The organism is Bacillus sp. FJAT-27445, assembly GCF_001510665.1.
In the GTDB taxonomy this organism is placed as follows: Bacteria; Bacillota; Bacilli; order Bacillales; family Cytobacillaceae; genus Bacillus_D.
Genome location: NZ_LMTI01000004.1, coordinates 462,300 through 484,709, shown reverse-complemented (window position 1 = coordinate 484,709; position 22,410 = coordinate 462,300). Strand labels below are relative to the sequence as shown.

The 22,410-nt window shown below is 43.1% G+C and carries 21 protein-coding genes and 1 pseudogene; 6 read left to right on the top strand and 16 right to left on the bottom strand.

Annotated elements, in window-relative coordinates:
• Window positions 1-24: 24 nt before the first annotated feature.
• Window positions 25-1,974: an LTA synthase family protein gene (locus tag AR337_RS14065; protein WP_082687001.1), complete on the bottom strand. Its 1,950-nt coding sequence runs from the start codon at window positions 1,972-1,974 to the stop codon at window positions 25-27.
• A gap of 271 nt (window positions 1,975-2,245) precedes the next feature.
• Here AR337_RS14065 and AR337_RS14060 point away from each other — a divergent pair, with 271 nt between their 5' ends.
• Window positions 2,246-3,028: an SDR family NAD(P)-dependent oxidoreductase gene (locus AR337_RS14060; protein ID WP_059172639.1), complete on the top strand. Its 783-nt coding sequence runs from the start codon at window positions 2,246-2,248 to the stop codon at window positions 3,026-3,028.
• Between the two features lie 42 nt (window positions 3,029-3,070).
• Here the strand turns inward: AR337_RS14060 and AR337_RS14055 are convergent, their stop codons facing one another.
• The 5 genes from AR337_RS14055 to AR337_RS14035 all read right to left on the bottom strand — a co-directional run bounded on the left by AR337_RS14055 (window position 3,071) and on the right by AR337_RS14035 (window position 8,772).
• Window positions 3,071-3,787 (bottom strand): toast rack family protein, encoded by a 717-nt coding sequence (locus tag AR337_RS14055; protein WP_059172638.1) that lies wholly within the window; start codon window positions 3,785-3,787, stop codon window positions 3,071-3,073.
• 186 nt (window positions 3,788-3,973) lie between these two features.
• Entirely contained in the window at window positions 3,974-4,507 is a 534-nt protein-coding gene (locus AR337_RS14050) for a methylated-DNA--[protein]-cysteine S-methyltransferase (RefSeq protein WP_216637382.1), read from the bottom strand.
• 30 nt (window positions 4,508-4,537) lie between these two features.
• Window positions 4,538-6,208, bottom strand: coding sequence for an alpha-glucosidase (locus tag AR337_RS14045; RefSeq protein WP_059172636.1), 1,671 nt, complete (start codon window positions 6,206-6,208; stop codon window positions 4,538-4,540).
• A gap of 360 nt (window positions 6,209-6,568) precedes the next feature.
• Complete coding sequence (locus AR337_RS14040; protein WP_059172635.1) at window positions 6,569-7,738, bottom strand: tetratricopeptide repeat protein; 1,170 nt, start codon at window positions 7,736-7,738, stop codon at window positions 6,569-6,571.
• Between the two features lie 158 nt (window positions 7,739-7,896).
• Window positions 7,897-8,772 (bottom strand): DUF2877 domain-containing protein, encoded by an 876-nt coding sequence (locus AR337_RS14035; RefSeq protein ID WP_059172634.1) that lies wholly within the window; start codon window positions 8,770-8,772, stop codon window positions 7,897-7,899.
• A gap of 304 nt (window positions 8,773-9,076) precedes the next feature.
• Between AR337_RS14035 and AR337_RS14030 the strand changes: the two genes are divergently transcribed.
• On the top strand, window positions 9,077-10,792 hold the full coding sequence (locus AR337_RS14030) for a PucR family transcriptional regulator (protein WP_059172633.1): 1,716 nt from the start codon (window positions 9,077-9,079) through the stop codon (window positions 10,790-10,792).
• Window positions 10,793-10,834: 42 nt separating this feature from the next.
• On the opposite strand, the gene AR337_RS14025 is transcribed toward AR337_RS14030, so the two are convergent.
• The 10 genes and pseudogenes from AR337_RS14025 to AR337_RS13980 form a co-directional block, all read right to left on the bottom strand.
• Window positions 10,835-11,611, bottom strand: coding sequence for a sulfite exporter TauE/SafE family protein (locus tag AR337_RS14025; protein ID WP_059172632.1), 777 nt, complete (start codon window positions 11,609-11,611; stop codon window positions 10,835-10,837).
• A gap of 12 nt (window positions 11,612-11,623) precedes the next feature.
• A pseudogene (locus tag AR337_RS14020) lies at window positions 11,624-12,737 on the bottom strand (MBL fold metallo-hydrolase); the annotation flags it as partial.
• A 93-nt stretch (window positions 12,738-12,830) separates the two neighbouring features.
• Window positions 12,831-13,394, bottom strand: a complete 564-nt coding sequence (locus AR337_RS14015) for a sulfurtransferase TusA family protein (protein WP_059172630.1) — start codon at window positions 13,392-13,394, stop codon at window positions 12,831-12,833.
• Window positions 13,395-13,432: 38 nt separating this feature from the next.
• Entirely contained in the window at window positions 13,433-13,729 is a 297-nt protein-coding gene (locus tag AR337_RS14010) for a rhodanese-like domain-containing protein (protein WP_059172629.1), read from the bottom strand.
• A gap of 24 nt (window positions 13,730-13,753) precedes the next feature.
• Window positions 13,754-14,113, bottom strand: coding sequence for a rhodanese-like domain-containing protein (locus tag AR337_RS14005; RefSeq protein WP_059172628.1), 360 nt, complete (start codon window positions 14,111-14,113; stop codon window positions 13,754-13,756).
• 24 nt (window positions 14,114-14,137) lie between these two features.
• Complete coding sequence (locus tag AR337_RS14000) at window positions 14,138-14,614, bottom strand: DsrE/DsrF/DrsH-like family protein (RefSeq protein ID WP_059172627.1); 477 nt, start codon at window positions 14,612-14,614, stop codon at window positions 14,138-14,140.
• Window positions 14,615-14,663: 49 nt separating this feature from the next.
• Entirely contained in the window at window positions 14,664-14,891 is a 228-nt protein-coding gene (locus tag AR337_RS13995; protein ID WP_059172626.1) for a sulfurtransferase TusA family protein, read from the bottom strand.
• A gap of 143 nt (window positions 14,892-15,034) precedes the next feature.
• Window positions 15,035-15,295: a metal-sensitive transcriptional regulator gene (locus tag AR337_RS13990; protein ID WP_059172625.1), complete on the bottom strand. Its 261-nt coding sequence runs from the start codon at window positions 15,293-15,295 to the stop codon at window positions 15,035-15,037.
• A gap of 17 nt (window positions 15,296-15,312) precedes the next feature.
• Window positions 15,313-15,660 (bottom strand): hypothetical protein, encoded by a 348-nt coding sequence (locus tag AR337_RS13985; RefSeq protein ID WP_059172624.1) that lies wholly within the window; start codon window positions 15,658-15,660, stop codon window positions 15,313-15,315.
• Between the two features lie 139 nt (window positions 15,661-15,799).
• A complete protein-coding gene (locus tag AR337_RS13980) occupies window positions 15,800-17,320 on the bottom strand; it encodes a DHA2 family efflux MFS transporter permease subunit (protein WP_059172623.1) in 1,521 nt (506 codons plus the stop codon).
• Between the two features lie 175 nt (window positions 17,321-17,495).
• Here AR337_RS13980 and AR337_RS13975 point away from each other — a divergent pair, with 175 nt between their 5' ends.
• From AR337_RS13975 to AR337_RS13960, 4 genes are all read left to right on the top strand, one after another.
• Window positions 17,496-18,410, top strand: a complete 915-nt coding sequence (locus AR337_RS13975; protein ID WP_253701728.1) for a TetR/AcrR family transcriptional regulator — start codon at window positions 17,496-17,498, stop codon at window positions 18,408-18,410.
• A 177-nt stretch (window positions 18,411-18,587) separates the two neighbouring features.
• Window positions 18,588-20,099 (top strand): spore germination protein, encoded by a 1,512-nt coding sequence (locus AR337_RS13970; protein ID WP_059172621.1) that lies wholly within the window; start codon window positions 18,588-18,590, stop codon window positions 20,097-20,099.
• A 20-nt stretch (window positions 20,100-20,119) separates the two neighbouring features.
• Window positions 20,120-21,211: a Ger(x)C family spore germination protein gene (locus AR337_RS13965; protein WP_059172620.1), complete on the top strand. Its 1,092-nt coding sequence runs from the start codon at window positions 20,120-20,122 to the stop codon at window positions 21,209-21,211.
• A gap of 19 nt (window positions 21,212-21,230) precedes the next feature.
• The gene (locus tag AR337_RS13960) at window positions 21,231-22,328 is read left to right on the top strand and encodes a GerAB/ArcD/ProY family transporter (protein ID WP_059172619.1); all 1,098 of its coding nucleotides are present in this window, start codon (window positions 21,231-21,233) and stop codon (window positions 22,326-22,328) included.
• Window positions 22,329-22,410: the final 82 nt, after the last annotated feature.

Here is a 22,410-nt window from a genome sequence, read left to right as displayed (position 1 = left end):
CCTACTCCAAAAGTAGTAAGCACCTTACTTGCTGAACACCTTCCTGTAAAAATCAGTTTCAAGTATTTTTGCGGAATAATGGAATTTCCCTTGGACTACAGATGAAACCATGTCGATATAGTCTTGATCAACATCCGTTTCCCCGGAAGGAGTAAATTCCCTTGTGACGGAGTTGTACTTTCCCTTTTCAGTGATAAAGCTTTTATCGACAAACATGACAAGCGGCTCCGAGCGGGAAAAAATGTCCCTTCCCATCAGCAGCCTTGAGTCATATTCCAATCCGAGCAAGTTTGACAAAGTAGGAATGATATCCAGGCTTGATGCAGGCTTACTAATCACTTCCGGTTTCATTCCTTTTGCATAGAGGATAAATGGGCTTTTATATAACTCAAACGTTTGCTCAACTTTATGCCCCGCCAGCTCGCTTATCGTTTCAGAAGCTAGGCCATATGGATAGTGGTCCGCACTCATCGCAATTAACGTTTTCTCCGCGGCCCCGGCCTCTTCCAGCTTGTTCAGCAGTTTTTCAAGAGCTCTGTCAAGTTCTATCTGGGTTGCCAAATAAGCCTTGGCCTGGCTTGAATACGGGATCGACTGCACATATTTTTTATTTTTCCAGGCAATATAATTTCCGGTAAACGTATATTGCATATGGCCGCTAACCGTCATGTAGTAGGCATGGAAAGGCTGATTCCCAATGAACTCCGGAACGGTCTTTTCGATCATTTCCAAATCCGATTCCGGCCAGGTTTCCTTTACGTCCAGGCCTTTGCCGAGGGCTTTATATTCATAACCCATATTTGGATGGGACAAATCCCTTCCATAATAGGAAAAGGTGTGGTTGTGGTAGGCAATGGTCTTATAATCCTGCTTTTTCAGCTGGTTCCCCATTGTAAAAGGGAGATAGTTAACGCTGGATTTCTTAAAGCTCCAAATACCACTTTTCGGTATTAGCCCTGTACAGGCGACATATTCACCATCTGACGTACTAACGCCCCAAACCGGGTTGTAAAAATTGGTGAAGTTATACCCTTCATGGACCAGCTTATACAATGTCGGAGTAATCTCCTTGTGTACCGCATAGGGTGAAAAGCTCTCCGCTGTAATGAAGATAAGATTGTAGCCCTTGAATTTTCCTGTATGCTTATTTTTTTCAGTGGGCTCAACCTTGTTGAAATAGGAGTACATTTCTTTCAACTCATTGTTCCGTTCGGTTGCCGCGAGCTTTTCGAAATCAATTTCCATGGCATTGTACCCCGCCCCCGCATTGCCTCCATCTGGATTGCCGGTTTGGCTTCCTCCTCCAATAGAAGGCGGTTTTTTAGCCGAAACCGCTAATTTGGGCTCCCACCCTGTAACCTGTCTCTGCAGATCGATCCTCATGGTTGTTAGAAGTCCTAGCCGTTCAACCGATAGCAGCGGCATGCTGGTCATATAATAAAGATCGTAAGCGGAATTAACACCCTTCCCGCTTGCAAATAACGTGCCTATTCCAGCTAGCTGAACGAGCACAAAGCTGCAAATTAGCATAGCTCTGTTGAACTTGTCCTGTTTCTGAAACAGGATAAAACGCTGTCCCAAGATAAGAAAAAGCATGAGCGGGATTAGCAGCATAAAGAGCCAGAAGGCATTTGACCAGGCGAGTACGCCAATGTCCTTCCAGAATTCAACAATCTGAGCACCATTTCCTGCCGAGTATACGGTATAAAAGGTCTTGAAAAATTTGTAATAAATGAACTGGGAGAGATACAGGAAAGAAATGATACCAATCATGAGGAAGGATACGCCAAAGCCAGTCCTTCCATCCATAAAGCCCGCAACGATAAACAGAAAAATGGAAATCGCCAATAAAAATATGGTTGATAGCAGTAAATCCCTAAGTTGAATTGATTCGCCCAGCCCTGCCCGGAAAATAAATTCCATGAAAACCAACGAAAAAAGAAAATATAGCAATAAGCTATCTCTTTTTGCCATTTCAGCCACTTCCCTCACCCTTTGCCAGTATTGCCGCCCAATTTTTTCTGTTTGTACAGGCTGCTTTTACAGTATACTCAGCCAATTCAAGTTAGATTACAGACTTTTATTCATGTCGAAAATGGATTGGCAAGGTTTCCACATCCGAAAATCGGATGTGCAACCGGCAATTTGTACGGTTCCTATATTTTGTATGGAGTTTCAACTATGTTTCTTTCATGAAAAGATGGGGATAAGAAAGAGTACAGCACTATTTAAAGGAGGGGCAGCAATGGGTTTATTGGAAGGCAAGGCGGCATTCATAACGGGAGCGAGCTCAGGAATCGGGCGCGCCGCGGCAATCAAGCTGGCCGAAGAAGGAGCAAAAATCGCGCTGGTTGATGTAAAAGCGGATAATGGGGAAGAGGTAAGGGAACTTATACAACAAAATGGAGGGACCGCCATTACGCTGGAGTGCGATGTCTCAAAGCCAGGGGACGTCGAAGCTGCGTACAAGAAAGCCATTGTCGAGTTTGGAAGAATGGATATCGTCTTTGCAAACGCCGGCATTAACGGGGTTATCGCACCGATTGAAACGCTAGACCCGGACGATTGGGACGAAACGATAACAACGAACCTGAAAGGAACCTTCCTTACTGCCAAATACGCTATACCTCATTTGAAGAAGGAGGGGGGAAGCATCATAATCACAAGCTCAATTAATGGAAACAGGATCTTTAAAAATTTTGGCTTCTCCGCCTACAGCACCTCAAAAATCGGACAGACAGGTTTCGGGAGAATGGCGGCACTGGAGCTGGCGAAATATAAAATAAGGGTCAATACAATCTGCCCAGGCGCCATTGAAACAAATATTGATAAAAATACATTCCCTGCCGAAGATGAACTTGAAGAAATTAAAATACCAGTTGTATACCCAGAAGGGAGCCAGCCGCTCGAACAGGGTTCAGGAAAGCCCGAGCAGGTTGCCGATCTAGTGTTCTTTCTGGCGTCTTCCCTCTCCAGCCATATTACCGGCACGGAGATTTACATTGATGGGGCTGAGTCACTTTTATAAAATGTATAGAAAGGGCAGGCCGTGCCATGGCCTGCCCTTTCATTATTCTTGTTTGAAATTGACTTCTCCGACGCCCATATTGGCATCTACCACAATAACGGTGCCTGATTCCTCGAATGCTTCGTTTACATAAACATTTTTGCCCTTCTTGATAAATCCGTCCAAGTTTACACTTCCAATCCCTTTATCCGCAATAATTTTTACGCCGATATCCTTCGGCACTATGATTGTCGTTTTGCCAATACCAAGGTTCAGATTAGTATGGAAGCCTTTCTTTCGCTCACCACCAAGGTTTATTTCAATATCACCCACACCCCCATCGACCTCCAGATTTGTGAGTTCAATATCGCGTAAATCAAGCTCGGTATCGGATACGCCAGCATTTACCCGCAAATCGACCGGGATGTCCTCTGTTAACGCAATCTTCCAGTCGTTGTCATCCTTGCCTAAACTGAAATTCAGGAAGCCTTTCTTTTTCTGTTCAATGGTAACTTTTCCTGTTTTCCCAGATAGATTGTAGGAAACCACAGGCTTTAACCTCTTGTTTTCAAGCACCGTTCCTTCAAGCCATTCATCCGTGCCCCCTGTAACAGATAGCTTTCCAATACCCATATTTATTTCAACCTCAAGGCTTTTCGCCTTATCCTTTTCGACAAGAAGGTCTCTTTCACTCCCTCCGCCAAAAATAGCACCTATTGCATACTTTGCCGTGAAACCGAGGACGGTGGCCACCAACAAAACGATTATTAATTTTTTCATATTGAATTCCCCCAACCAATGTTATAATCCCATCTTAATATAGATGTGAAGTTTGGAATACAGCCCCTTGCCATATTTTTCTATACGTCTCGGGACCTAGAGGGAAAACAGTCTTTTCACCATTCCTACATAAGACTTAACCTCACATTAAAAAAACAGGAACCCCTTGAGAGTTCCTGTTTTTTACTATGATGGTACCAAACCTGTATTCACCTTTTCCAATTCGAGCAGGAACTGCTTCATTTCCAAGCCTTCACGGAAGCCCGTCATGCTCCCATCCTTACCAATTACCCTGTGGCATGGAACAGCAATCAATACGGGGTTGGCGCCAATTGCCGCCCCAACTGCCCGGACGGCGGTTGGCTTGCCAATCTTATTAGCGATATCGCTGTAGCAGACTGTTTTGCCATAAGGAATCTCCCGCAACGCAACCCAGACGCTTTCCTGGAACACTGTGCCCTCGCTATCCAAACAAAGGGAAAATGCTGTTCGGCTTCCTTTCAGGTATTCCCCAAATTGAGCCATGTAAGGATTCAAAGGCTCTTGATCCTTTATCAGCCTTGCAGAAGGATAGCGTTTTTGGATAAGTTCTTCGGATGCTTCGTTGCCATTACCAGGGGCTCCCGCATAGCACAATCCCTTATCCGTTGCCGCGAGAAGCAAAGGCTGAATTTCATTTTCAAATATCGTCCAATAAATGGTTTGAACCGTCTGTTCCATTTCCATCCCCCTTGTTTAAAAGTGATCCTGTTATCCCAGCAAATATACCCTTGCTTCAAATGGCTTAAGCGTAAATTCCTTCCTGACTTTACGTTCGCCAGCCTCATAGTTGCTAATCAAAAGCGTGCTAGTTTTATAGTCTATTGAAGAAGGCATCCTAAACCTGGTGGGCGTCCCGTGGAAATTACAAATGATGATTGCCCTTTTCCTACCCAATGTCCGTGTATACACGAACAGCTTTGGATGGTTTGGATGGTATAGCTCATATTTTCCGTAGATAAACAAAGGATTTTCTTTCCTAAGGCGAATCAGGCCTTTGTAAAAGTTCAGGATTGAATCAGATTCGGTAAGCTGCCTTTCAACATTGATTTCCTGATAATTTGGATTTACTCCAAGCCAGGTTTTAGGGCCTGAAGTGAAACCACCCATAGGCGAATCATTCCATTGCATCGGAGTCCTGGCATTGTCCCGGCCGCGTTTCCAGATAACCTCCATAATTTCTTCATGTTGGCGGCCCTTTGCCGTTTCCACCTTGTAAAAATTAATCATGCCAACGTCATCATACTCTTCAATTGAAGGAAATCTAACGTTTGTCATCCCGATTTCCTGGCCCTGATAAATAAATGGGGTTCCTTTCATCAAAAAATACATGGTGGCAAGCATTTTTGCGCTTTCCTTCCAATACTTTCCGTCATTTCCCCAGGTCGATACACGGCGCGGCTGGTCATGATTTTCAATAAACAGCGCATTCCAGCCTCTGCCATCTAGCCCATTCTGCCATTTTGTCAGGACGCGCTTAAGGGCCTTCACATCGACCGAATCCTTCGTTTTTTTGTCCCACAGGTCAAGAAATTCAAATTGGAAAATCATATTGAAATGGCCCTTTTCCTCACCGACCCATTTATCGGCGTCCACAAGCTTAACCCCGTTTGCCTCGCCAACTGTCATTACATCATACTTCTTAATCGTCCTGCTCGAAAACTCTGTCAGGAGCTCATCTATTCCGTTTACGTTCATCATATAGTCGAAGCATGAAACATAATCAAGGTTGTCCGGATTTGGCATATCCGGAAGGCCCGGCTGTTTTTTAATATGGGAAATCGCATCCACACGGAAGCCGTCAATCCCTTTATCTAGCCACCAATTCACCATGCCGTACAGTGCTTCCCGGACTTCGGGGTTTTCCCAATTCAGGTCAGGCTGCCGCTCCGAAAAGAGATGCATGAAATACTGCTTTGTTCGGCCATCGTATTTCCAGGCAGAGCCGCTGAAAATCGATTCCCAATTGTTTGGCTCATTCCCGTCCTTCCCGTCCCGCCAAATGTACCAATCGCGCTTTGGATTGTCTATTGATGACCGGGATTCAATGAACCAAGGATGTTCATCACTTGTATGATTGATGACGAGGTCCAAAATTAGCTTCATGCCACGTTTATGCACTTCCTCCAGCAGTTCATCGAAGTCTGCCATTATCCCGAATTCTTCCATAATATCCTGGTAATCGGAAATATCATACCCGTTATCATCATTCGGCGATTTATACATTGGAGACAGCCATATTACATCTATCCCGAGTTCCTTCAAATAATCCAGCTTCAGGATAACGCCCTGCAAATCGCCAATTCCGTCTCCATTGCTGTCCATGAAACTGCGGGGATACACCTGATACGCAATACATTCTTTCCACCACTTCTTGCTCATTTTCACACCTCAGAATATAGGAAATAGTTTATATATATATAAGAAACTTCCAAAATTAAAAATCCCACTCATTGTAGCATATTTCCAGCAATCATTCATCGTATCCCCTGCAAACTTTAAGGTGGCCGCATACAAAAACCCGCCTCTCTTCCACCTTTAATAGCCGCCATTCTATTTCTGCTTTACATGAACTTTTCAGACAGGATGCACAATGGGATATTGATAAAGGTAACCAAAACCCGCATTCATCCCTTGGGCTTTTTGCACAATGAGGATTCTATTAATTACGGCCACCTGTCCCGATGAAAAAAAAGGAACCAACCCGAATTCAGGCTGGCTCCAAGGAATAAATTTGTTCTATTATTTTTGAAGCGCGAGCATTTCATGTGACTGTTCTTTATGCAATTGATAAAGAGGGTTTTCCGGGTCATTGGCAATTGCGTTTTCTATCGCTTCAATTGCTTCCTCATGTTTTCCTAATGACCTTAAGCTGTTTGCCTTGTGAAAAGAGAAATCATACCGATTCGGCTGCAGCGCGAGGAGGCGGTCCATTTCCACAACGGCTTCCTCATGCCTTCCTAATTCCCTCAAATAATTGGATTTATGGTAGCGGTAGAAGGTTTCGCTTGGATTTAATTCAACCGCCTTATCATATTCGGCGAGCGCCTCATCCGCTTTTTTCATAAGCCTCAGGCAATTCGCGGTGTAAAAGTAGAAATCATGGTCATTTGAATCATAGGTAAGAGCTTTTTGGAATTCTGCAAGAGCTTCATGATAGTTCTTCTGCTCTTGCAGGCAATATCCTTTATAGAAATAATAGTCCCTGTTTTCGGGATTTTTGTCCATTGCCTCGTTTAGCATAGTAATAGCTTCATCATACCGGTCCTGAAGATAAAGAGACTTGGCTTCTTGAATGAAGTTATCTTCTTCGCTGTATGTACCCGACAATATGGCGTAAACCTTATCCTGCCCAAGCTCCTTTGCGTGTAGGAGTGAAGACTTTCCATCCCTGTCCTTGAGATGTGGGTCGGCGCCAGCTTTGAAGAGAAGCTCAATGATGAGTGAATACAGGCGGCCGCCATTTCCCAAAATGACTGATTCCAATAGAGCCGACCAGCCAAGATTGTTTGCATGGTTTACCGGAATGCCCGCTTCAAGGCATCGCTGTACGGTCTTCAAATACCCTTTTTCACTTGATGGCAGCAAAGCCGTCCCGCCAAAGCGGTTGACTTTGCCCAAATCCGCTCCATAATGAAGCATTTGGCTGAGGATTTCGTGGAACCCATTTGCGCCGGCACAAATAAAAGGGGTCAATTGAGTAATATCGCTAGCATTTACATCACTGCCTGCCTCAAGCAGCAATTTAACAACATCAATATTATTCTTTTGCGTAGCTGCCATCAACGCGGTTCGCCCGCCGTTATCCTTGAAGTCAACGCTTGCTCCTGCGTCCAATAACTGCTGAATCGCGGCTATATCCCATTGTTCACTTGCAGTTATAAGTTGTAGATGATTCGTCTCGTTGTCCATTTTCCTGTGCTATACCTTCCTTTTGCCAAAATCTGTGATAAGCAGGTTGCCACATTATACTGCCTATCCATTATGCTGCAATTTATACAGTATTTGCATGTGATCACTACTATCTTCAACGATTCCTCTGAATCTTGAAGTGGGGATCTTACTATCCCTTAATTGTAGAGTAAATTAATTTCAAAACCAGCCGCTAGCCCGAGTGCCATATCCGTCCCCGATGTAGATCCAATCTTTAAAACCTCGTTTAAGGCTTTGAAAAGGTCATCCTCATTCCCGTAAAGGACTGCCTGAATAAGAGAGATGGTCGATTCCCTTACAAGTCCCTGAGAAGCTTTTTGGAGAGCCGTCCAGCTGATTACATTGGTCAAAGGCCTTGCAATTTCAACAACCTGCCTGCCAAATTCCGAAAATGTATGGGCCGGGCTATCCTGTATGCTGAAGGCCGCGAGCATCCCTGTTAAAAAATCGTCTCCTGAAGGGGTAAGGCCCGGTCCAAGTCCGATTATTCCTCTCGCACTTTCTATTGCTGGGCCGATTTTCCCTTCGGATAATTCCATTACGAGGCTTTTTGACCGTTCTTTAAGGAGCCTGGATATTTCCTTGCCAAAAAGAGTCGCGTTGTTAGGATCGTCCTTCATTCCTCCCGCTTTCCCGAATGTATCGATAAAGCTTTTCAACCTGGCAACATTCCCGGTGAGAATAGCCGTATCCTTTGGATATACCGGAAGCCTGGAAATCCAAAAGGCGGCATTCTCTACTGATATTGAAAGCAATTTTTCAATATGGATGGCGTTTCCATCGGTAGAAACCCCCATCCCGGGTTGGATGCCAAATTGCCTGAAGCCATGGATATCAGCAATGATAGTATTAGGTGCGTTGTCCAGGCTGCGGGATCCGATTGTATATAACTCGCCATTTTCCTGGTCTTCAAGGTTAATGGTCCGTTCAAAGACGCTATGGACAACCCCCATAAACTTTCCGCGGCTAATTCTCTTAATGAAACTTGAATCCCCTAAGACTGCAAAATACATAAACTCACCCCTTCTAGAGGAACGGCACATCCGCGAACGGCAGATTGCCATAAAAGTTGTTGAAGACCAGCTAAAAAAGAAAGAATGAAAGTATAATAGGTACTTTTAAAGCATTAGCAGCTGAAAACCGGCACTCACATTGCAGATTTCCTAGCCGTTATAAAATTTTGATGCCACTTTTACAAAAACTATTCTAGGCTCATTATACATATAGGTCACTATGTACCAAAGCCAAAAAATATTGATTTGCATTGTGCAAAGGGTACAATGAGTATATCAAAGATTCCTGGAGGAGGGGATTGGTTTGCTAAAGGTTAAAGAACTTTTTGAAATAAAAGCATTGGATGGATTAAGGATTGTTGCTGGAGAAGCAGGGATCGACAATGAAATATCACTTGTAAATATTATCGAAAATCCGGATTCGTTCGATTGGCTTTCGCCAAATGAGCTGCTTTTGACGACCGGTTATATCTTCAAAGACAATATCGACTACCAGGTCCAGGTAATCAGAGAACTTTCCGGAATTAACTGCGCCGGCCTTGTTGTCAAGATGAGACGCTATTTTGAGAAGATTCCCCAGAGGATGATTGAGGAAGCAAACCGCCTTGGCATGCCTCTGATTGAGCTGCCATTCGAGTACACTCTTTCAAAGGTTATTTCGATCATTAATGAAAAAGCTTCCGGGAGATATGACCTGCTTAACCGGAAAACGCTTGATATGCACAACCTTTTCTTTCGCGTTACCCTCGAAGGCGGCGGCATAGAGAAAATTTCCTCCCTGCTGTCAGGAACAATTAACAACCCGATTATCGCGGTGGACAAGGACTGGCGGCTGATTCATTATACCGAGCATCCGCAAAATCCAGTCCCCCTTGAGTACTGCCTTAATCTTTCAAAGAAACGGCCTGTATTTAAAAGAGAATTTATCGATTCCATTCCAAAAAACATAAAAGAAATTAAAAAATCAATTATGCGGAATTATGAGCTTGATCATATGGATATAAAGTGCCGAATTCTGCCCGTTGCAGCCTCCAATCACCTTTACGGCTATATTGTCGTCTGGCAAACCGTACGGGAATTGAGCGAGTTCGATTATATAATCCTTGAACAGGCATCGACCATCACAGCTCTCGAAATGATTAAAGCAAAGGAAATCGAGGAGGTAAAACTGAAGATTCGAGATGACTTTTTCGATGATTTACTTACAGGAAAAATAACTTCCAGCGATTCAATCCAATCCCTTTGTGATTTGCACGGACTAAAAACGAATTATCGCTATCATTGCATGGTCCTTACTGTTGAAACTGAAAGTCCTGAAAAAATTGAGGATTTAGTTGCCCGGAGAGTCCAAATGGAACAGACCGCAAAAAAGTGTGTCGATCTGATTTATGAGCATTCCAATATTGCTGCCGGGGAAGTCACTTCTTTTTTCAGGAACAATAGGATTATTACCTTGATTGGCCAAAACGAAAACCGGCCTCCGCTCACTGTGAACAATGCCAAGCACTATGGTGAGGAAATTTATAAACTTCTAAAAAAGCAAATTAAAAATGCAACATTGAATATTGGAATTGGAAGGCAATACGTACGGATTCATTCCATTGATAAAAGTTTTTCGGAAGCAAACGAAGCAGTCCGCCTAATGGAGAGATTTGGAACAAAGGGTGGAGTTTCACATTTTGAAGACCACTCAATCTACCATTTCCTAGATACAAATATAAATAACCATACAATGGAAGAGTTCTTTTTGAAAAGGCTGGGAAAAGTTTATGAGCATGACTCCCTCCATGGAACTAGTTTTATTGAAACATTAGAGAATTTTTTCCAATGCAATCAAAATATCAGTGAAACCGCGAAAGCCATGTTCCTGCATAGAAATACGCTAATCTACAGGATCGAAAAAATTAAAGAAATTATGGATACGGATTTAAAGAATGCGGAAGAGCTCCTGCAAATTCAGCTATCCCTAAAAATATTCAGGCTCTTGAACAAAAAACTTCCCGCTGATACACTCACTTGATAAACAAACGGCAGCCTATTAAGCGGCTGCCGTTTTACTTTTTTACAGGATATCCAGCCAGATTTTAAGAGCGGTGGCCGAGATAAGGGCCGCCAAAATAATCTGGAGAATTTTTGTATTCATTTTTTTGCCCGCCATCGCACCGAGCGGCGATGCAATTAGGCTGGCGATGACCATTATAAATACCGGGAAATAATCTACCTGCCCTGTTGTCACTTTTCCGATAGTTGCGCCAATCGAGGAAATAAACGTTATCGCAAGCGATGATGCAATTGTCATCCGAGTTGGAATTTTAAGGACGACAAGCATGATTGGCACAAGAAGGAACGCTCCCGCCGCACCGACAATTCCCGAACCGATACCGACAATTAAAGCCAGGCCTGCCGCCAGCCATTTATTGAATTTCACCTGATGCAGCGGGATTTCATCAATTGCCTTTTTGGGGATGAACATCATTATGGCAGCAATCAATGCAAGGGTTCCATAGACGATGTTTATCCCAGCCTCCGACATGATCTTCGAGCCAAAGCTGCCGATAAAGCTTCCGGCAAGGATGCTTCCGCCCATGTACATGATCAGTTGCTTATTCAGGTAACCGCCTTTCCGGTATGCCCACACCCCGCCTATTGTTGCAAATAGCACCTGAATAGCTGAAATCCCCGAAACCTCGTGGGCGCTGAACGCCGCAAGGCCAAAAAGAGGCGGGATGTAAAGGAGCATCGGGTACTTGATGATCGAGCCGCCAATACCGAGCATTCCGGAAATGTATGAGCCGATAAAACCAATCAAAAAGATAGTAATAATAAACGGGATATCCATTGCAGTCCACCCCTATCGAACAGCACAGCGATTAGGGCCAATTTCCATTTCACGCTGCTGTTCACTATCCGGGTTAAGTTTCCCCATATTTGTCTGGCGGATTTCCTTGTATGCATTTGGCTGAGGAGGAAGATTCTCTGTCACAAGCTTCCTGAACTCTTTCTCATCTTCAATATTGAGGCCATGATTTTCCGCAAAAAGGACTCCCAGCTCCTTGCCGACAGTGCCATCTTCATTCAGTTCATCAATGATCATGAAATGAGCTGGAAGGACAAGCAATTTTCCCGGTAAATTCCTGTATCTTTTATAAAGTGATTCCCTCAGGTCCCCGACCCAGTCCTCCGCCATTCCGGCAAGATCGGGCCTCCCAATTGAGTCAATGAACAGAATATCGCCCGAGAGCAGATAATTACCATCGATGACAAACGAAGTAGAACCAATTGTGTGTCCAGGTGAATATATGGCGTGGATGCTAATGCTTGTTGTCCCGATTGCCACCTCATCGCCTTCCTCAAGCGGTTCATATGAAAATGCAACTTCCGCGGCATCTTTTGGCGGAAGCCAGTAAACAGCCCCAGTCGCTTCTGCTATTGCCCGGCCTCCAGAAATATGGTCAGCATGTAAATGGGTATCAAACACATGTGTGATCCTAGCACCGATTTCGTTTGCAAAATCGAGATATACATGCGTCATCCTTGTCGCATCTATCAGGGCGGCTTCTCCATTTGAAACCGCCATGTACGAAAGGCATCCCTTTCCAATCCTGACAAACTGGTAAAGCTCTCCACCGTCCTTCAAATCGCCAACCTTTACTGGCTCGAGATGCTCGCTCCATGCTTTCATTCCGCCTTCGAGATAGGAAACATTCTTTCCAGCTTCGGATAGCATATCGGCAATCAAGATGGATGAGCCTTCCTTCGCGCAAACAACAAGGACATCCTTGTTTTCAGGGATTTTCCCAAGAATCTCTTCCACTCCGTCCAATAGCTCGAAGTATGGAATATTTAAATCCTCGAAAGTATGCCCTTCAATTTTCCAATCCTTAAAATCGGCTTCATTCCGCACGTCAAGGATAAATAACGGTTCTTTATTGATGATTTTCCTTGTTACTTCTTTTGGTGTCATTGGCTTAACCGCCATGATTTATATACCCCCCATCGTATTATTTTCTGTAAAAATTTTGAGGAATCCATATGAACTCCCCATTGAAAATATACAATTATAAAGTTTCAGCTTTTCCATTCCACTGGCTCATTCCAGGAACGACATTCTTGATGTTCCCAAAACCCTTTTCAGTTAGCTTTTGGGCAGCAAGGTCACTCCGGCTGCCCGTCCTGCATACGACTAAAATCTGATCTTCCTTGTTTAGCTCTCCAATTCGTTCTTCAAGTTCACCAAGCGGAATGTTCATTGCATCCGGAATATGGCTAAATGCGAATTCAGCCTCTTCCCTTACGTCAAGGATCACAAATCCTTCGTTTCCATTTATCATTTGGTCCAATTCTTCATTACTGATAATAGCCTGAAAGCTCATTTCCGCCTTTTCTTCCCCGGAAGCTTTTCTAATGTAATGCCTCAGAACATTTCCTTCTTCAACTGTTCCAAGATATTGGTGGCCCGAGCTTTCAGACCAGGCTTTCAAGTCTGCCTTTGACCCTTTGTCGGTCGCTTCTACTTCCAGGACACGCCCGGCTTCCATTGTAGCGATTGCTTTTTTTGTTTTAACAATCGGCATCGGACAGGCAAGGCCCTTCGCATCCAATTGAATATCTGCTTTGATCATGGTATACCATCTCCTTTATACCCTCAAGGGTAAAATAGTTATTCGGTTTTTCCTTCCCAAGCAAGCATACCGCCAGCCATATTCACTGTCTTGAAGCCCTTGCTGTCAAGAAATTGGCATGCCTGCCCGCTTCGTCCCCCTGAACGGCAAACCATCACATATTCTTTGTTTTTATCAAGCTCACGTATCCTGAATTCAATCAGGCCAAGTGGAATATTTACCGCACCTGGAATCTTGCCTTTAGAAACCTCTTCCGCTTCCCGGACATCTATTATAGTAAGTGTTTCGCCATCAGCCAATAGCTTTTCCACTTCACTTGGGGTTAGTTGTTTCATATCGATTAACTCCTTTGTTTTGAATTAGGGCCAGGTATTCATGCCCCCCTTAATATTGATGACTTTTTTAAAACCAAGCTTTTTTAGCTGTTTTGCTGCTTTGTTGCTTCTCATCCCGCTTTGGCAAATGACAACCACTTCTTTCTCCATATCCAGATGCGTCGCTTTTTGTCCGATCTGGTTCAGAGGGATGTTTTTGAACTCCCGAATATGGCGTGCACCAAATTCCCCAGGCGTTCTTACATCGATAAACTGAATGCTTTTATCCTTCAGCAAAGGTTTTAATTCTTCCGTACCGATCGTGCGGACCCCTTTTGCCGGGAGAAACTGCTTTAACAGAAAAAGTCCTACCATTCCGATTAAGAGCCAGTTTGCATATTCCATTGACTTGCCTCCTCTACTTACTTGTTAAATGAACAGGTTGACATTCCCATCCTCTGCATTGGCAAGGTATGCTGCAACCCCCGCGTATTCAATATTATCAAGTAGCTCTTCTTCCTTAAGCCCAAGCAAATCCATAGTCATCGTGCAGGCGGTCAGTTTTATATCCTGTTCACGAGCCATCTCAATCAGCTGTGGAAGCGTCATGGCGTTATGCTTCTTAATTACTTCCTTAATCATTTTTGGTCCCATCCCGGCAAAGTTCATCTTGGATAGCCCCAGCTTATCAGCGCCCCTCGGCATCATCCAGCCAAACATCTTTTCCATGAAACTCTTTTTTGTGTGAATCGGTTCATCCTTGCGGAGGGCATTCAATCCCCAGAAGGTGTGAAAGATCGTCACCTCATGGTCATAAGCCGCGGCGCCATTGGCAATAATGTAGGCTGCCATCGCTTTATCATAATCTCCGCTAAAGAGGATAATTGTCGTTTTCTTCTTTTCCATATTTACGCCTCCTCATTTACCCCGCGGGGTATAGTTTTCGGTAAAAAAATTATGCCTTTTTAATCCAGAATTTAAAGGTTCCGTTTTCTTCCTCCTGTTTTAATAACTCGTTCCCTGTGGAATTAGCCCATGCGGCGATGTCCGCTTTTGAGCCTTTATCGGTTGCATGTACTTCAAGTACCTGGCCGGACTCCATTCCCTTCATTTCCTTCCTCGTTTTCACAATCGGCATTGGGCATGCCAGCCCTTTTGCATCCAATACTTTTGTTGATTCCATATAAAATTCTCCTTAATTAATTTTACTAATACGGGTATGGGTATATAATCGTGAAAATAAAAAAGGGTTGCCACCCTTTTATTCATGAAGCAAGGGACGTACCTCTTGCTTCACTTTTTAATATATGATATTGAAAGAGCGGATTAACGGCTTTTAACAAGTAGGTTTACCGCTTCCTTAATCAATTCATCTGTCTTTTCGCCGTTTTTCTCCGCATCAAGGACACACTCAACAAGGTTCGAGCTTACAACAACCCCAATTGTACGGTCAACGGCTGAACGGACCGCGGACATCTGGGTAATGACATCTTTGCAGTCCTTATCCTCTTCCATCATTTTAAGGATGCCTCGAATCTGGCCTTCAATCCGTTTTACACGATGTTTCATTTGATCATCGTATTTCATCTCGATTCCCTCCCTTTTTACCGACAGCCGCAGCCTGCCAGAGTATAAGCGATTACTTTGAAGCCCTTTTTCCTTAATAGCCTGATTCCCCAGTTTTTCTCAAGGCGGTCGGAGGCGATGATATACACCTGGCTAGCCGGAATTTCTTCCATGTACCTTTTTAAATATGCCGCTGGGATAGGCAAAGAACCTTTAACCGGATTTTTTGAGGACGTGGCATAATCACGGATATCCAATAGTATATCATTCCCAACTGTTTCTACCTCAATTACTTCTTTGCAGGGTATCCCGTAAACCGGGACATATCTTCTGTATAGCAAATAAAAAAGGATTCCAGCAAGTGCTGAGCCGGTAACGATGTACATCCAAGACCCTCCTATTTTATGCATGCGATGCTGATGACAATTTCCATGATATACCCCTATAGGTATATTGTCAACCTTTTTAAACACATAATCCGAATAGAGAAAGGCAACCTTCAAATGAGGGTTGCCTTTAAAAGAATTATGAATTTTGTGCAAGCTGCCTGCCATCCGATTTTTCCAGGATTGGATCCTCCGCCTGCTTGGCGCGCTTAATGAAAAATGCGAGGACCAGTGCGACAACGGCAATAAATGTTGCAATTAGGAAAGAGAAGTTTATCCCATTTAGCATGGCCTGTGCCAAAATATGCTGCTTCATTTGGGCCAGGACCTCCGGAGTCGGTTGCTCGGTAAGATTTTTCATCGCTTCCTTGCCAAGCTCTTTTGCCTGCGATTCAGCCCTGTTTGTCATGATGGTGACAAGAAGCGCAGTTCCAATCGCCCCAGCTACCTGGTTCAATGTATTGTTCATCGCGGTTCCATGCGGGTAAAAACGGGTTGGCAGCTGGTTCAAGCCGTTAGTGGAAACCGGCATCATTACCATCGACATTCCTAAACTCCGGACTGAATACAAAATGAGCAGGTGTGTATAAGATGTTTCAAAGGTAAGCCTGCTTAAGTCATATGTTGTAATGACAATAATGGCCAGCCCGATAATCGCCAGGACCCTTCCGCCAACTTTATCAAAAATCCGGCCTGTAATTGGCGACATCACTGCCATCAGAATTGCGCCAGGCATTAATAAAAGCCCTGCATCCATTGGAGATATTCCCCTCAGATTCTGTACATAAATAGGCAATAAAACCATACCGGAGAAAAGAGCCATATTTACGACCATTGAAATAGCGGAGGCGAGCGCAAATGCCGGATAGCGATAAACCCGGAAATTCAAGAAAGGTTTTTCAAGCTTTATTTGGCGCAAAATGAACACAATAAGGGAAACGGCCCCTATAGCAATCGTGCCGTATACATAGGGGCTATCCCAGCCTTTGCTTCCCGCCGAGCTGAAGCCATAGAGTATACCCCCAAAACCCACACTTGATAATACGAGTGAAACGAAATCAAGCCGGATATCTACTTTTTCTTTTTTATCCTTAAGAAGAAAGAATCCGATTAAAAGCACAACAATTGCAATTGGCGTTACAAAATGGAACAGCATTCGCCAGTCATAGTGTTCAATGATCCAGCCTGAAAGAGTAGGCCCGATTGCCGGTGCAAACATTAATATTAAACCAAAAATGCCCATCGCTGTCCCCCGCTTTTCTATGGGGAAGCTGATAAGCATAACGTTCATCAACAACGGCATCAGAATGGCTGAACCCGAGGCCTGCAACATCCTGCCAGTGAGCAAAATAGGGAAAATATGTGCAGTTCCCGCGATTATTGTTCCTATTGTAAACAGGCCCATCGCCGCTAGGAAAAGCCTTCTAACACTATACTTTTGAATCAGGAAGGCTGTAGCAGGAATTAATATTCCGTTAACAAGCATAAATCCTGTTGTGAGCCACTGGACTGTTGGCGGCTCGATCTTTAAATCCTTCATAATGGAAGGAAGAGCGATATTCAGTAATGTATTATTCAAGAATGCTATAAAAGCGCCAATCATTAAAACGGCGATTATCCCATAAGGGGGCCGGCCGTGTTTATTTATTGTTTGATCCATTGTTGTTCCTCCTGTATACTTCCGGTTCAAAATTATAGACTGCCGTTACACATGCACTTTATCATATACCATCAGTCCAATAATTTCAATCAATAAATTCGTATTCCCATTGAGTTTGTACACTATTTAACAATAGTGTAGTATACTTTTTATACCGGCAGTACAATAAGGCAAGGTGATACTATTGAACAACCGAAAACAGCGTGTAATCAAGATAGCCCATCAACTCTTTATAGAAAAAGGATTCCAGGCCACATCGATCCAGGATATCCTTGATTACAGCGGAATATCAAAAGGAACATTTTACAACTACTTTTCCTCAAAAAGCGAACTATTAATCGCTTTATTTAAATCAATTTACAAGCAGCTCGACAAGGATACAAATGAGATGTTAATCGGGCAGGACGCATCTGATATTGGCATCTTAATCAAACAGATTGAATTGCACCTTAAAACAAGCCGTGCCAATAAACTCCTCTTCCTTTTCGAAGAGGTCATGGTTTCAAATGATCCCGATTTAAAAGAATACCTGAAACAAAATCATTTACGTAATGTAAGTTGGATCTATAGCCGTTTTGTTGACATTTTTGGCGAAGAAAAGAAGCCTTACCTACTTGATTGCTCTATTATGTTCATTGGAATGCTGCAGCAGCACCTGAAGTTTAACGCCATGGTAAACGGTTCGCTGCTGAGTAACCATGAAATTGTCCGCTACTGTGTAGCACGGATTGTCAACATTGTGGAGGAAGTTTCGATTGCTAATGATAAACTGCTTGACCCAACCCTTCTAACACATTGGCTCCCAAAAAGGATGAAAAGGAGCACAGCATTTCGGGAAAACCTCCACAGTTCTGTTATTGAATTAAAGAAAATTCTCCATCATTCCAATGAGCAGGAGAAATACTTTGGACTCCTTGATTTTATTGAAGAAGAACTTCTCCAGTCAAAGTCGCCAAGAGGTTTCCTTATTGAAAGTGCACTTAACTCTCTGAAAGGCGGATTGACGGAAATACGGGACTTTGAAATCTTAAAGGCAATAGAACAACTAGCTGCGGATATCCTTTCAAATCCCTCCGATCGCGAGGAATAAACTATACACTAAAACCTTTTAGCTTCCGGGCAATATCCGGAAGCTTTTTTCTTTGTAAACATCAATCGGATAAATTCAATCCTCCTCTATTGGCAAACATGCATACTAATCAGGTAAAAACACATAATACAGAAATAACCAGATAGTTAAATATGTTGGAATATGGTGGGGCCCGAAATGTTCAAATGGAAACGGAAAAATTCTTCAAAAAAACAGGAGAAACCCGAAAAGAGGATTAAAGATATATTGGAAGAGGCTAAAGCTTCAGCCGACTTCCAATCGTTTTCCCTTTTGGAAAAGGGCCAGGTTACAGTTAGCTGTTATATGACTCTGATTGATGAAAAGCTGCTGCGCCGTTTGGTCCTTAAGTCCATCCAGGAAGGTTCCGCGGAATTGTCTGACATTTCCGAGCTGAAAAATATTGTTCCGGTGGAAGGCATAAAAATTACGGATGACGCGATGGAGGCTGAAAAAAAACTTAATGCCGGCCATGCCATCGTCCAGCTGGGCAAAGGGAACAAATGTGCACTCGTCAATATTGCCGGGCCATTGAAAGGAATCCGGCAGAACAACAAAACCGATAACGAATTTAGCGTCATCGGTCCCAAAATAGGCTTTATTGAAAATATTGATACAAATTTACACCTTTTGAGGAAACAATTGGTTACATCCGACCTCATATTTGAAGAATTCGAGGTGGGGAGCGTTTCAAAGACACGGGTGGTAATAGCTTATTTAAAAGGAGTAACCAATCCCGAGTTTGTCCAGACAGCCAGGCAGAGAATAAAAAATGTGGATTTTGAAGTTATACATGATAATACCATTGTCGAGCAATTGATTGCCGACCACTCCTCAACGCCGTTCCCTCTCTTCCTTTCGACAGAAAGACTGGACAAGGCGGCACATTCTTTATTGCTCGGCCAGATTGCCATATTGTCTGATGGATCCTGTTACGCGCTCACTGGCCCTGTTTCAATCCTGGATTTTTTCAATTCACCAGAAGATTATTACGCATCCTGGATACAAGGGTCTTTTTTCAGGCTAATCCGCTTTTTTGGAGTTTCCTTTTCCATCTTTGCCACTCCATTATACGTAGCGGTTTTAACATACCATTACGAAATCATTCCAGACGATTTGATTGGCCCAATCATTTTTTCAAGGGCGAATGTACCTTTTCCGCCATTCCTTGAGGTACTTTTTCTAGAAATCACAATAGAACTACTCCGTGAAGCAGGGGCACGTCTGCCAAGCAAAATCGGCCAGACACTTGGAATTGTCGGAGGCATTGTTATTGGGCAGGCGACTGTAGAGGCCGCTTTGACGAGTAATATCCTTTTAATTATCGTTGCACTTTCAGCCCTTTCGTCTTTTACGACCCCTATTTACAAAATGTCCAATACTGTTCGGATTCTAAGATTCCCTTTTATTCTCCTTGCCGCAATATGGGGCGGATACGGGCTAGTGATCGGCATTGTTTTACTTTTTGGCCATCTTTTCCGGCTTAAGTCCCTTGGAAGCCCATATATGGTCCCTCTCTTTCCTTTTAGGACTAAAGGGATAGGCGATTCGTACATAAGGTATCCTTATTCGAAAATGAATAAGCGTCCCGGTTATTTAAGAACTTTGACTAGGAAAAGGTACTCACCTTCAGAGAATAACGATGCCAAAAAAGACTTAAACACGGAATAAAGGAAATGGAGGCTGCTCCCATGGCCCGCGCATTGCCATTCGCTTTACTTCTCCTCACATTGGCCATTCCTGGATGCGAGAGGACAAAAATAATTGACCAAATAAGCATCATCCACACCGTCGGCTACGATATCCAGGAAGATGGCCAATATAGGGGAACTATTCTATATCCTGATTATACGAAAAGCAAAAGCCAGGAAAATATCCAAATAAGAAAAGCAAGAGGCAGCACTTCAAGCATACTTTTTTCCAAGGCAAACGAGCAGACAAAAAATTCGATTGAGCTGTCCAAGGTGCAAGAAATTGTTTTTGGGGAAGAATTCGCGAAAAAAGGCATTGGCCATATTATTGATACAGTATTTAATAACCCTATGATCGCCACCGATATCCAAACAGCGGTTGTCACACCTACTGCGAGAAAGTATCTTGAGGGGGTCAAAGAAAATGGCACCCTTGGGATTGCCGATACAATCGTTCAAAATTATACAACTTCTCTGCTGCCGCGAACCAATCTTCATATTTTTTTAAATAATTATTATGGAGAAGGCAGAGATCCCTACATGCCAATTTTGATGCTTGGAGGGGGAGATAAAAATGTCTCTGTTGGAGGGATAGCGCTATTTAAGGATGATCAGCTTAAACTTACCCTGAACAACAAGCAGACTTTTTTCCTCGGCCTACTGGATGAATATAAACATATGGGCCAACATGAGATCCCATTTACAAAGGATTCAAAAACAGGCACCTTAGTAGTACGAATTATGGACAACAAATCGGAATGGAAAGTGAGAAAGTCAGGGCCAAATCCAGAAATCGATTTATTCCTCAATGTATTTGTCATTATCAGGGAATATCCAAATTGGATCGATTTGCATAAAGAAGGGGATATTCAGTTACTTGAGAAAACAATTAAAAGGAATTTTAAGGGCGAGATTTCCCGGTTGGTTGCATCCTTTAAGGAAAAAGGAGTGGATCCTTTAGGTTTTGGCGACAGGACCAGAGCCTCTGACAGAACCTGGGAGGAAAAGAAGTTCTATAAGGAACAATACAGCAAGCTTAAAGTAAACATCGATATTAACTTAACGATTATCCAAGCTGGTATTATGAGTTAATGGAAACGGGAGTGGCCCAATGATTGAAATTCAGGAAAAATATAAAGTTTCTCCATTTTTTCTATTTTTCCTTCTGATTTCCTCGCAAATTGGGGAAGGAGTGTTGAATTATCAAGCTAAAATTGCCAGTGGGTCTGGCCAGGATTCATGGCTGTCCGTCCTTTTGGTTGGTTTAAGTATGAATGTCCTGTTAATCCTTGGTTATTATGTTATAAAAAATAGTTCAGGGGGAGATTTAATCTCTTTTCATATGGAGGCGTTTGGAAAGTATATCGGCAGCTTCCTTAATGTTCTGCTTGTCTTATATTTATTGTTAGGCGGTTTTTTGCAGGTCTATAATTACATTGACCTGTTGCAAACCTTTGCATTTGACAGGATTCCTATTTGGGAATTAACTTTTGCTATGTGCCTGGTGCTCTATTATATAGTCTCAGGCGGTTTCAGGGTTGTAACTGGAGTGGTTTTTTGGGGGGTAATCATTCCCCTTATCTTTGCCCTCCCTTTCTTAGTTTTGATTCAATATCTTCAGCTCAGAAATATTATGCCAATCTTTAATCATGGCTTTTCCGATTATGTAAAATCCGCCAAGGAATCCGTCTATTTGTTTAGGGGGTTTGAATGCGTGCTTATCTATCTTCCTTTTATAAAAAACAGTAACAAGTCAATCAAATGGGCTCATTTAGGCCTTCTGGCGACAACGTTGTTTTATTTTGCCTTGACTGTCATTACATTTCTATACTACTCGCAGGGAAAGCTCCTTAGCACAAAATGGCCTACACTTACAATGATAAAGATTATTTCTTTTACGGTTGTCGAAAGCTTTGAGTTTATCTTCATTTTTGTATTTTTTATAGTCATTGTCTCAGCGGTCTGCATCTTCCTCTGGTCATGTACGAGGGCGTTAAAAGTTACGTTTAACTTTAAACCGTCGAGGGCCCTCCTGGGCATTCTAGCCGCATATTTCCTTTTGAACATTGGCCTTGAAGATATTTCTTTCGGGCAGAAGATAAATCGCGCCGGCACTTATTTTACCCTAATCTTTTTCTATGCCTACATTCCACTTCTTTTTCTAGTAAGCCTTCTAAGAAAAAAACGGAAGAATCGTGCTCAGTGCTGAACTTGGCTTACCAAACAACGGCGAAAAGCCGGGTAACCACCAAGGGCCCCGGCTCCTACTTTACTCATTTATCCAAAATACT